The 12,232-nt window shown below is 65.3% G+C and carries 10 protein-coding genes and 1 pseudogene; 2 read left to right on the forward strand and 9 right to left on the reverse strand.

The annotated features are described in order from the left end of the window. Positions 1–43: 43 nt before the first annotated feature. A complete protein-coding gene (locus tag BVC93_RS28260) occupies positions 44–568 on the reverse strand; it encodes an Rv1476 family membrane protein (RefSeq protein ID WP_157517299.1) in 525 nt (174 codons plus the stop codon). Between the two features lie 222 nt (positions 569–790). Here BVC93_RS28260 and BVC93_RS28265 point away from each other — a divergent pair. Together BVC93_RS28265 and BVC93_RS28270 are read left to right on the forward strand one after the other, a co-directional pair. Next, a pseudogene (locus BVC93_RS28265) lies at positions 791–3,630 on the forward strand (aconitate hydratase). Beyond that, a complete protein-coding gene (locus tag BVC93_RS28270; RefSeq protein WP_083740295.1) occupies positions 3,630–4,229 on the forward strand; it encodes a TetR/AcrR family transcriptional regulator in 600 nt (199 codons plus the stop codon). Before BVC93_RS28265 ends, BVC93_RS28270 begins: the two are co-directional and overlap by 1 nt. A 36-nt stretch (positions 4,230–4,265) precedes the next feature. Here the strand turns inward: BVC93_RS28270 and BVC93_RS28275 are convergent, their stop codons facing one another. The 8 genes from BVC93_RS28275 to BVC93_RS28315 form a co-directional block, all read right to left on the reverse strand. Further along, a complete protein-coding gene (locus tag BVC93_RS28275) occupies positions 4,266–4,457 on the reverse strand; it encodes a helix-turn-helix domain-containing protein (RefSeq protein ID WP_083740296.1) in 192 nt (63 codons plus the stop codon). A gap of 109 nt (positions 4,458–4,566) precedes the next feature. Next, positions 4,567–6,195 (reverse strand): ABC-F family ATP-binding cassette domain-containing protein, encoded by a 1,629-nt coding sequence (locus tag BVC93_RS28280; protein WP_083740297.1) that lies wholly within the window; start codon positions 6,193–6,195, stop codon positions 4,567–4,569. Positions 6,196–6,235: 40 nt separating this feature from the next. Continuing rightward, positions 6,236–7,057 carry an enoyl-CoA hydratase gene (locus BVC93_RS28285; protein WP_083740298.1) on the reverse strand — a complete coding sequence of 274 codons (822 nt, stop codon included), beginning with the start codon at positions 7,055–7,057 and terminating at the stop codon, positions 6,236–6,238. A 34-nt stretch (positions 7,058–7,091) separates the two neighbouring features. Then, positions 7,092–7,466, reverse strand: coding sequence for a thioredoxin (trxA, locus tag BVC93_RS28290; protein WP_083740299.1), 375 nt, complete (start codon positions 7,464–7,466; stop codon positions 7,092–7,094). Positions 7,467–7,557: 91 nt separating this feature from the next. Then, entirely contained in the window at positions 7,558–9,156 is a 1,599-nt protein-coding gene (locus BVC93_RS34245) for a family 16 glycosylhydrolase (protein ID WP_236950163.1), read from the reverse strand. 1,026 nt (positions 9,157–10,182) lie between these two features. Next, a complete protein-coding gene (locus BVC93_RS28305; RefSeq protein WP_442929111.1) occupies positions 10,183–10,476 on the reverse strand; it encodes a metal-sulfur cluster assembly factor in 294 nt (97 codons plus the stop codon). Positions 10,477–10,523: 47 nt separating this feature from the next. Further along, positions 10,524–10,958, reverse strand: a complete 435-nt coding sequence (sufU, locus tag BVC93_RS28310; RefSeq protein ID WP_192860431.1) for a Fe-S cluster assembly sulfur transfer protein SufU — start codon at positions 10,956–10,958, stop codon at positions 10,524–10,526. Between the two features lie 11 nt (positions 10,959–10,969). After that, positions 10,970–12,229 (reverse strand): cysteine desulfurase, encoded by a 1,260-nt coding sequence (locus tag BVC93_RS28315; protein WP_083740303.1) that lies wholly within the window; start codon positions 12,227–12,229, stop codon positions 10,970–10,972. Between the last annotated feature and the right edge of the window lie 3 nt (positions 12,230–12,232).

Here is a 12,232-nt window from a genome sequence, read left to right on the forward strand (position 1 = left end):
TCGAACGGTGACAATTCGAATTCGCCAAATGGTCGCTACTGGCTCAGGAATCGCTGGTAGAAGCGTCTTTCTCCGCAGCGGATTGCTTGCCTTTTACCGCAAGGATGCGCGTTGCGATAACCGCCAGGAAAACACCGAGCGTGAGCACGATCGTGAGACCCGTCCACGGGAAATCCGGCGTATTCAGCTGGCTCACAAAATTCTGGGAGGACTGCACAGGGTTGCCGGTCTTGGCGAGGTCTTCGCCCGCCTCCAGGGTCACCCGGTCGAACTCGGAGCTGTAGGTTCCGGCGAACGACGGGCTGAGCACCAGCACCGTCGAACCGGGATTGGCCTGACCCACCTCGGTGGCGATGTCGCGCAGCGGGGTGTCGATGTGCGGGTTGTTCGGGATCACCACGATCTTGAGGTCGATGCCATCCTGCGCCGCCTCCTCGACCACCTGCAGCAGGCCCGGTTCGTCGGCCGGCGGCGCGCTCACCCCGTCGCGGGCCACCTCCGCCTGAACCAGCGGCATGTCGACCTCGGGTGGAATGAACACACCAACCTGCGTCAACGACTCCGACATGCCCACCATCCGCTTCGCCCAGACCTCAACGTTCACACGCACGGTACGCGACGGTCATCGGAGTCGGTGGCATCCCCGGCCCGGCGCGGGAAGACTGATACACGACCGGTACCGATGCGCCCACACCCGGGCCGGTGAATTACAGGACAAGCGTACTGTTAGAGTTGCAGCCGATCGCCGGCACAGCCCGCCGGCGAGGAACACGAAACGCCGGGAGTTGATGTGACCAGCACTAATACCTCTGTTGACAGCTATGGAGCTCGCTCCACGCTCGAGGTGGGTGACAACTCTTACGAAATCTATCGCCTGGATGCCGTCCCCGGCGTCGAGAAACTTCCGTACAGCCTCAAAGTCCTCGCCGAGAACCTGCTGCGCACCGAGGACGGCGCCAACATCACCAAAGAGCACATCGAGGCCATCGCCAACTGGGATCCCACTGCCGAACCCAGTGTCGAGATCCAGTTCACCCCCGGCCGCGTGCTGATGCAGGACTTCACCGGGGTCCCCTGCATCGTCGACCTGACCACCATGCGCGAAGCCGTGGCGACGCTGGGCGGCGACCCGGACAAGGTCAACCCGCTCGCCCCGGCCGAGCTCGTCATCGACCACTCCGTGATCCTGGACGTGTTCGGCAACGCCGGCGCCTTCGAGCGCAACGTCGAACTCGAATACGAGCGCAACGGTGAGCGCTACCAGTTCCTGCGCTGGGGCCAGGGCGCGTTCGACGACTTCAAGGTCGTCCCCCGGGCACCGGCATCGTGCACCAGGTCAACATCGAATACCTGGCCCGCGTCGTGATGACGCGGGCTCGGGAGGTGGACGGCAAGACCGTGACCGTCGCGTACCCGGACACCTGCGTGGGCACCGACAGCCACACCACCATGGAGAACGGCCTCGGCGTCCTGGGCTGGGGCGTCGGCGGTATCGAGGCCGAAGCGGCGATGCTGGGCCAGCCGGTCTCGATGCTCATCCCCCGCGTGGTCGGTTTCAAGCTCACCGGCGAGATCAAGCCCGGCGTCACCGCCACCGACGTCGTTCTCACGGTCACCGAGATGCTGCGCAAGCACGGTGTGGTCGGCAAGTTCGTCGAGTTCTACGGCAAGGGTGTTGCCGAGGTGCCGCTGGCCAACCGCGCCACCCTGGGCAACATGAGCCCCGAGTTCGGTTCCACCGCAGCCACCTTCCCCATCGACGAGGAGACCATCAACTACCTGCGCCTGACCGGCCGCACCGACGAGCAGCTGGCGCTCGTCGAGGCGTACGCCAAGGAACAGGGCATGTGGCACAACCCCGACAAGGAGCCGGTGTTCTCCGAGTACCTCGAGTTGGACCTGTCCACCGTGGTGCCGTCGATCTCGGGCCCCAAGCGCCCGCAGGACCGCATCGAGCTCTCCGACGCCAAGAACGCCTTCCGCAAGGACATCCACAACTACGTCGAGGAGAACCTCCCGACCCCGGAGACCAAGCTCGACGAGGCCGTCGAGGAGTCCTTCCCCGCCAGTGACCCGGCGTCACTGTCCTTCGCCGACGACGGTGCGATCGATGTGCGGCCCTCGGCCGCCAACGGCGCGGAGGGTCGGCCCAGCAAGCCGGTGACGGTGCGTTCCGAGGAACGCGGTGAGTTCGTGCTGGACCACGGCGCGGTCGTCGTCGCGGGTATCACGTCGTGCACCAACACCTCCAACCCGTCGGTCATGATGGGCGCCGCGCTGCTGGCCAAGAAGGCCGTCGAAAAGGGCCTGACCACCAAGCCGTGGGTCAAGACCAACATGGCACCGGGTAGCCAGGTCGTCACCGACTACTACAACAAGGCCGGCGTGTGGCCGTACCTGGAGAAGCTCGGTTACTACTTGGGCGGCTACGGCTGCACCACCTGCATCGGCAACACCGGGCCGCTGCCGGAAGAGATCTCGGCGGCCATCAACGACAACGACCTGTCGGTCACCGCGGTGCTGTCCGGCAACCGCAACTTCGAGGGTCGCATCTCCCCCGACGTCAAGATGAACTACCTGGCCTCGCCGCCGCTGGTGATCGCCTACGGCATCGCCGGCACCATGGACTTCGACTTCGAGGCCGACCCGCTGGGCCAAGACAACGACGGCAACGACGTCTTCTTGAAGGACATCTGGCCGACTGCCGCCGAGATCCAGGAGACCATCGCCTCCTCGATCGACCGCGACATGTTCTCCGAGTCCTATGCCGACGTGTTCAAGGGTGACGACCGGTGGCGTTCGCTGCCGACGCCGGAGGGCAACACCTTCGCGTGGGACGAAAACTCCACCTATGTCCGCAAGGCGCCCTACTTCGACGGCATGCCCGCCGACCCGCAACCGGTCACAGACATCACCGGCGCGCGGGTGCTGGCCCTGCTGGGCGACTCCGTCACCACCGACCACATCTCCCCTGCCGGCGCCATCAAGAAGGGCACCCCGGCGGCGCAGTACCTCGAAGCGCACGGTGTGGAGCCCAAGGACTTCAACTCGCTGGGTTCGCGGCGTGGCAACCACGAGGTGATGATCCGCGGCACCTTCGCCAACATCCGCCTGAAAAACCAACTCCTGAACGACGTTTCGGGTGGCTACACCCGCGACTTCACCCAGCCCGGCGGTCCGCAGGCGTTCATCTACGACGCATCGGTCAACTACCAGGCCGCGGGTATCCCGCTGGTGGTGCTCGGCGGCAAGGAGTACGGCTCCGGGTCGTCGCGTGACTGGGCGGCCAAGGGCACCACGCTGCTGGGCGTGCGCGCGGTCATCACCGAGTCCTTCGAGCGCATCCACCGGTCCAACCTGATCGGTATGGGCGTCATCCCGCTGCAGTTCCCCAAGGGCGAGTCCGCGGCGTCACTCAAGCTGGACGGCACCGAGACGTTCGACATCGCCGGCATCACCGAGCTCAACGAGGGCAAGACCCCGAAGACGGTGAAGGTGACCGCCACCAAGGAGGACGGTTCCACGGTGGAGTTCGACGCGGTGGTCCGCATCGACACCCCCGGTGAGGCGGACTACTACCGCAACGGCGGCATCCTGCAGTACGTGCTGCGCAACATGCTGAAGTCGTAGTGCCCAAAGTCAGCGAGGACCATCTGGCGGCGCGCCGCCGCCAGATCCTCGACGGCGCCCGACGGTGTTTCGCCGAGTTCGGCTACGACAAGGCGACGGTGCGTCGCCTGGAACAGTCGATCGGATTGTCGCGGGGTGCGATCTTTCACCACTTCCGTGACAAGGACTCGCTGTTCTTCGAGTTGGCGCGCGAGGATGCCGAGCGGATGGCCGAAGTGGCCTCCCGCGAGGGCCTGATCCAGGTGATGCGGGACATGTTGGCCACGCCGGAGCAATTCGACTGGCTGGCAACACGTCTGGAGATCGCGCGCAAGCTGCGCCATGATCCGGCGTTCAATCAGGGCTGGGCGGAACGGTCGGTGGAGCTATCTGCAGCCACCACCGACCGGCTGCGCCGCCAGACACAGGCAGGCCGGGTGCGCGACGACGTGCCCAGCGACGTGCTGCACGTGTACCTGGACCTGGTGCTGGACGGCCTGGTGGCCCGGTTGGCCTCCGGCGAGGATCCCAAGCGGCTGTCGGCCGTGCTGGACCTGGTCGAGGCGTCGGTGCGCTACTCCAGCCCGGAATCGGCACCGAACTCCGCGTCACTGGGCTGAACAACAGTTAGGGCGCCCTCACCGCAAACCCGGCCATCATCTGAGCCGGGTGCGGTGATTGGGTCCCCCGCGGCTGCGCATCGTCGTCCCCGACTCCAGCAGCATGCTGTGGATGGACCCGTACGACCGCCCCGTGGTGGCCGCCAGCGTCCGGATACTCGCGCCGTTCTCGTACGCGAACCGGAGCTCGCCGAGCAGTTGCTCACGCTCCTTGTCCATTTTCCTCATCGACGCCTTCCGCAGTGGAACAGGACCCCGAACGCACCTCCAGATTAGGCAGAGTAGCGCTGTGTGTGACCCGAATCACGCAAAACGGCGCGGCGAAAACAAAGTCGCGTCAAGCGAGTTCGATGAGTTCCCGATACTCGTCGGACCAGAAATCTTCGGTGCCGTCAGGCAGCAGTACCACGCGTTGCGGGTTCAGCGCCTCGGCCGCACCCGGGTCATGCGTCACCAGCACCACCGCCCCCAGATAGCTGCGCAGCGCGTCCAGCACCTGTTCCCGCGAAGCCGGGTCCAGGTTGTTGGTGGGTTCGTCGAGCAGCAGCACATTCGCCGCGGACGCGACCAGACCTGCCAACGCCAGCCGGGTCTTCTCACCGCCAGAAAGGGTGCCCGCCGGTTGATCCAGCTGCGCGCCGGTGAACATGAACGCGCCCAGCAAACCGCGCAGGTCCTGCTCACCGGTGTCGGGAGCGGCGTGGCGGATGTTCTCCCACACCGAGGCGTGGTCGTCGAGGGTGTCGTGCTCCTGCGCGAAATAGCCGATCTTGAGGCCGTGCCCCGGGTCGAGGCCGCCGGAATCCGGGGTCTCCACGCCGGCCAACAGACGCAGCAGCGTGGTCTTGCCCGCACCGTTGAGACCCAGCACCACAACCCGGGACCCGCGGTCGATGGACAGGTCGAGGCCGGTGAAGATCTCCAGCGACCCGTAGTTCTTGCTCAGTCCCTTGACCACCAGCGGGGTACGGCCACAGGGCGCGGGCGTCGGAAACTTGATCCGGGCCACCTTGTCGGCCACCCGCTCGTCGTCCAGCTCGGCCATCATGCGTTCCGCACGGCGCAACATGTTCTGCGCCGCAACGGCTTTGGTTGCCTTGGCACCCATCTTGGCGGCCTGCGCCCGCAGGGCGGAGGCCTTCTTCTCGGCATTGGCCCGCTCGCGGCGGCGACGCTGTTCATCGGTGGCGCGAGCGTCGAGGTACTTCTGCCAGCCCATGTTGTAGACATCGGCTTCGCCGCGCACGGCGTCCAGGAACCACACCCTGTTCACCACGGCGGCCAGCAGTTCGACGTCGTGGCTGATCACGATCAGACCGCCGGTGTGGCTCTTGAGGAAGTCACGAAGCCAGACGATGGAGTCGGCGTCCAGGTGGTTGGTGGGCTCGTCGAGAAGCAGCGTGGTCGCTGAACCCGAGCCGGAATCCGAGGCCGCGAACAGGATGCGGGCCAACTCGACACGACGGCGCTGACCGCCGGAGAGGGTGCGCAGCGGCTGGGTGAGCACGCGGTCGGGAAGTCCCAGGCTGGCACAGATCCGGCCGGCTTCGCTCTCGGCGGCGTATCCGCCGAGCGCGGCGAACCGCTCTTCCAGTTGACCGTAGCGGCGCACCGCCTTGTCCCTGGCAACGTCGTCGGCGACCTCGGCCATCAGCACCTGCTGCTTCTCGAGGTCGGTCATCAGCACGTCCAGACCACGCGCCGAGAGCACCCGGTCGCGGGCCAACACATCCAGATCGCCCTCTTTGGGATCCTGCGGCAGATAGCCGATCTCGCCGGTGCGGGTGACAGTGCCGGCGTAGGGCTCGCCCTCACCGGCCAGGATCCGCAACGTGGTGGTCTTCCCAGCGCCGTTACGTCCCACCAGCCCGATCCGGTCACCTGGCTGTACCCGCAGGGCGGGTCCTTCCGCGGCCAACAACGTACGTGCGCCGGCACGAACCTCCAGGTCCGTTGCGGTGATCACCGGTCAAGCTCCTCGCGCAGAAGACACCGCGTCCGCGGTGTCAGGTCTTGTCGTCAGTGAAGACCGCTGGCCGCTGCTGCGCGCGCGCCGCTACCGCTTCTTCGAAGTTCGAGGTGAGCAGGCGTACGTAGAGCTGGCCCAGGCCTTCTGCCTGCATGTGCCCCTCTAGGGTACCGGCGTCCAGCCCACTCCATAGCGTGCGCTTCGTCAACTCGATTCCCGGACGTGAGAACGACGCGATTCGCTCCCCCATCTCCAGGGCCGTCGCCAGCAGCTGGTCGTCGGGAACCTGCCGCGACACCAAGCCGATCCGCTCCGCTTCGACGGCGTCCACGTCGCGGCCGGTGAGCATCAGTTCGAAGGCCCGCGAGGTCCCGATCGCTCGTGGCAGCAGATAGGACAGGCCCAGTTCACTGGCGGTCAGCCCGTTGTTGATGCCGGCGGCGCGGAAGTACGCGGCCGCGCCCGCCACCCGGATGTCACAGGCCAGCGCCAAACACAGTCCGCCGCCGATGGCGGCGCCGTTCACCGCCGCGATCACGGGTTGATGCAACCGCCGCAGACCGAGAATCACATCGTCGAGCACCTGCATGGACCTCAGTCCGAAACTCGGCCGGGTCAGCCCGTCGACGTTCGGGACGCTGCCTGCGGATTTGTGGTCGGCCCCCGACGAGAATCCCCGCCCGGCGCCGGTGAGCACCACGGCCCGCACGCTGTTGTCGTCGTTGAGCTGGTCCAGCGCCTTTTTCAACGGCACCATGACGTCGAACGCCATCGAGTTCATCCGCTCGGGGCGATTCAGCGTCACCAGGGCCACCTGGTCCCGGGGGCGATCGACGAGGACAAAGTTGTCGCTGCTCACGGGATGGCACGTTAGCGTGTGCCATCCCGGCCGATCACGCTTCTGTGGTGTTGCCGTCGGCAGCGGCCGCAGCTGCCGCCGCTTCCACGTCGAAGTCCTTCACCTGCTGGATCAAGTCCTCCAGCGCGGCGGGCGGAAGGGCGCCGGCCTGGTTGAACACCAGCTTGCCCTTCTTGAAGGCCATCAGCGTGGGGATGGACCGGATCTGCGCGGCAGCAGCCAGCTGCTGCTCGGCCTCGGTGTCGACCTTGGCGAACACCACATCGGAATGCTGCTCCGAGGACTTCGCGAACGTCGGGGCGAACGCACGGCACGGACCGCACCACGACGCCCAGAAGTCGACCAACACGATCTCGTTGTCGTTGATGGTGTCGTTGAACTGTTCGGCTGTGATATCTCGAGTTGCCACGTGGTGTTCAACGCGGTCTCTGCTGGGCGTGTTCCCGCAGAGCACAAACCCCGGCGGCCACGGCTGCCGCCGGGGCTTTGTGGGGTGGTTCTCAGAGGTCGTACACCTTCACCCAGTCGATCGTCATCTCCATCGGGAAGACGGACGTCTCGTCGGGGTCACCGGTCCAGGGATTGCCCACCGCGTTGTTGAGGATCAGGTAGTGCGGCCAGGCACCGGAGAACGGCGTCCAGTCGCCGCCGAGAGCCTCGTACTGCGCCTGCGTGATCTCGCCGACCTGCTTGCCGTCCACGTGCCAGACGATCCGGTCGGAGTACCAGTCGATGCCGTACTCGTGGAAACCCTGCGACAGGTCGACACCGATGTCGGCGTCGTTGCCGTGCAGCTTCACGTCGACGGTGTTGTCGCCCTGCGCGGGGCCGTGGATGTTGCCGGTCCAGTACTTGCTGGCGTCGATGTCGCCGAATCCGGGGAGCTCCACGATGTCGATCTCGCCCTGCCGGGGCCAGTCGAACTCGTGTCCCGGTTCCATGCCGACAGTCCAGAACGCCGGCAAGCTGCCCTGCGTGTACGGCATCTGGATGCGGGCGACGATCCGCTGTCCCACCGTCACCGAGGCCTTGCCGTAGGTGACCAGCCGGGTGGAGGTGTAGTTGTGCGGGGCGCCGAGTCCGTCGGGAGCGGTTTCCTGCCGGGTGACGATGACGACATGGCCTTCGTCGTTGAGGTAGACATTGCCGAAGTCGGTGTAGTACTGGTTCTCGCCGGCCGACTGGCCCCACCGACCGGTCTGCACACCCCAATACTTCAGCGCCTCGTCGATGCTGGTGAAGTTCGTCTCCCACACCAGCGGCAGATCACTGCTGTTCGGCAATCCTGATCCTGGCTGTTCCGGTTGCTGAGGTTGCCCCGGTTCCGGTGGCCCTCCGGGCTGGGCCGGTTGTCCCGGCGTGCGGTACATCTGCGTACGCAGCGACACCCAGAACGACTCGACAAAACCCGGCAGGCCGATCGGCAGCAGTCTGGCAGCCGACGGCGGCGGCGGCAGGCCGATCCATGTCATGACGTCGACGATCATGGTGCCCACGGTGACACGACCTGCAACCAGCGCCGCGTCAGCAGTGCTGGTCTCGGCCACGGCCGCGGTGCTTGCGGTCACCTGAGCCTCCGGCGTGGCGCTCGTGAGCGCCGCCGGCACCTCGGCGATGTCACTCGCCTTTCCCGCCGGCTCGACGGCTGCGTCTGCCTCGGTCTTGACGGACACTGCCTTGACAGAGGTCTGCGGCTCCGAGGTGTTCGTGTTCTGGTAGCCGTCGCCCGAGCCGGACGAAACCGGCTTCACCGCGGCGGTGTCTTCGCCGCTGTCCGCGGCAGCGTCATCTCCGTCGGTGTCGGTGTCGTCTTCCGCTTCGGTGTCGTCTTCCGAGCTGTCGGAATCCTCGGCGCCGGCGTCATCGGTGTCGGTGTCGGTGTCGGTGTCGTCCGCGTCGGTGTCGGTGTCGTGGGTGCCGGCGTCATCGGTGTCGCTGTCGTCGGTGTCGTTGGCATCGGTGTTCGTGGTCTCGCTGTCCGTGGATGCACCGTTGTCACTGTCCTTGTCGGCCGCACTGCTCGACGCACTGCTGGACGAACTGCTCGACGAGGCACCCGTTGACCCGTCGGCTGCAGCGGCGACACCCGCGGTCCCCATCGCTGCGCCGATCCCCGCAGCGACGACTCCGACGCCCAGCCAGTAGGTGCACGGGAGCGGTTTTTTGGAGGTCGGTTTCCTACGTTTCTTGTTGCGCGAACCTGCGTGGGCATTCACGCGAGAGCGACCAGCCATTGTGCAGATACCTCGTTCGGGTGTTACGGGGTCAGCTGCTGCGCCGAGCGCGTCCGGACATGTTTTAGCCATCACACAAGAGTTCGCTGAGGGCGACCGAATACGCCGACGAAAGGTCGCCGACCGCAGGGATTTCAGTACGTGTCAAAGACTGCTTGCACTGCGGAGACGGATCGGCATTGAAACCCGTTTCCGCTGCTCTCGGGCCCGTTGGCCGGCCGTTCCCGAGTACGTGACCTCGTGGTGTTCGTCGAGGACTACGCAAGCTGAAATGTAGCTGAGTTTTTGCGCAACCGTTAGTTAAAGCGGCAACTTCATTTGCCTGCCGACTCTGTGGTCAGCGCCGAAACAGCGCTGAAATCTAACGGTTCATCAGATTGCGCTTTACCAGCAGGGATCTTCAGCAAGGTGTACTCGAATTTGCGGAAACATCAGATCGAGGCCGCTGTAACGCGCATTGCCGGGGAGTTTGCCTACGGCAAAATCGCATTCCAGAGAGGCGCCGTGAATTTAACCATAATCGGGCTTCACCTATGGCAACAACGGCTGACCGCAAGCCGGCAGATAAGCCTGACATGCGTCGACAATCGATCGACCAGCAAACTGCCGCACCAGCCATTACACCTGTGCCATTTTGCTGTGCATGCACTTCTTGGACTGTTCACAGCCCACATCCAGGGGTCGGCCTGACGAGCGTGAACTCGCCGTTCACCTGGGGATTTGTTGCCTATGAGGGCACTGGCAAGCGAAACGTCCTACCGTGGCAAACCCTCGAACAGGGGTGTCAGCGGGCCACCCGCACCGCTGGTCAGCACCACAATCTCATCGGCGTGTCGCGCAAATCGTGCATGCGTGTCGCGCGCACACCGTGATCAGGCGACAAGACTGCGGTCAGACGGTGAAGCCGAGCGCGCGCAACTGTTCGCGGCCATCTTCGGTGATCTTGTCCGGGCCCCACGGCGGGTTCCACACCCAGTTGATCTTGATCTCGCTGACCAGGCCGGCACCCACCAGAGCGGTGCGCGATTGGTCCTCGATGACATCGGTCAGCGGGCAGGCGGCCGAGGTGAGGGTCATGTCGATCAGCGCAACCCGTCCGGCCTCCGCGTCCTCGACATCAAGGCCGTACACAAGGCCGAGATCCACCACGTTGATGCCAAGCTCGGGGTCCACCACGTCGCGCATGGCCTCTTCGACGTCGGCAAGCAGTTCTTCGTTGATCGGGGTATCGCTCACTTCACCTTCTCCTTTGCCTGCACCAACGCGTCCTTGAACGCCATCCATCCCAGGAGCGCACACTTCACCCTCGCCGGGTACTTGGCCACTCCTGCGAAGGCGATGCCGTCACCGAGCACATCTTCGTCACCTTCGACGGTTCCGCGGGACGAGATCATCTCCGAGAACGCAGCGACCGTCTTCAGCGCGTCACCAACCGTCTGGCCGATCACCTGATCCGTGAGCACCGACGTCGCGGCCTGGCTTATGGAGCAACCCTGCCCGTCATATGAGATGTCGAGCACCTGTTCGCCGTCGTCGGACAGCGCCACCCGCAGCGTGACCTCGTCACCACAGGTGGGGTTGACGTGGTGCACTTCGGCCCCGAAGGGATCACGCAACCCGCGATGGTGCGGGTGCTTGTAATGGTCCAGGATGACTTCCTGGTACATCTGCTCGAGCCTCACGCAAAAAACTCCACAGCGCGCCTCACTCCGGCCACCAGGCGATCCACCTCGTCGAGGGTGTTGTACACCGCGAACGATGCTCGCGCAGTGGCCGCGATGCCGAAGCGGCGGTGCAGGGGCCACGCGCAGTGGTGCCCCACCCGCACTGCCACTCCCTCGTCGTCGAGCACCTGACCGACGTCGTGGGCGTGGATACCATCCACCACAAACGACACTGGTGATCCGCGAAGCTCTCCTGACATCGGCCCGATGATGCGCACGCCGGGCACCGCGGACAGCCCGTCCAGCGCGGCGGCCACCAACGCGGCTTCGTGCGCTTCGACGGCCGGCATCCCGATGGCACCGAGATAGCGTGCGGCAGCAGCCAATCCGACCACCTGTGACGTCATCGGGGTACCCGCCTCGAAGCGCTGCGGCGCGGGTGCGTAGGTGGTGGTTTCCATGGTGACTGTCTCGATCATGGAGCCGCCGGTGATGAAGGGCGGCAGGGCATTCAACAGCTCACGGCGGCCGTAGAGCACACCGATACCGTTGGGGCCCACCATCTTGTGGCCCGAGAACGCCGCGAAATCGACGTCGAGTGCGTGGAAGTCCACCGGCTGGTGCGGCACCGACTGGCAGGCATCCAGAACAGTCAGGGCACCGACGGCTTTCGCCCGCGCCACCAGTTCCGCCACCGGCGCCACCGCGCCTGTGACATTGGAATGGTGTGTGAAGGCGACGAGCTTGACCCGCTCGTCGAGTTCCAGCGAGTCCAGGTCGATGCGGCCGTCGTCCGTCACGCCGTACCACTTCAGCGTGGCTCCCGTACGACGCGCCAGTTCCTGCCACGGGATCAGGTTGGCGTGGTGCTCCAGTTCGGTGGTGACGATGACGTCACCCGGACCCACAGCATGCTCGAAGCGGTTGTCACCCAGCGCATACGACACCAGGTTGATCGACTCGGTGGCATTCTTGGTGAACACCACCTCGTCGACGTCGGCGCCCACGAAGGCCGCGATGTCGAAGCGGCCCTGTTCGTAGGCGTCGGTGGATTCCTCCATCAGCTGGTGCGCACCGCGGTGCACAGCGCCGTTGGAATTCAGCAGGAATTCGCGTTCGGCGTCGAGCACCTGCAGCGGGCGCTGCGAGGTGGCACCGGAATCCAGATAAGCGAGCTGGTTGCCGCCGCGCATCACCCGCGACAGGATGGGGAAATCCGCCCTGATCCGGGTGAGCTCGGCGGCATCGAGAGGTTTGCCGACAGACGTCGTCACTTG

It is taken from the genome of Mycobacterium sp. MS1601 (assembly GCF_001984215.1).
GTDB lineage: Bacteria > Actinomycetota > Actinomycetes > Mycobacteriales > Mycobacteriaceae > Mycobacterium.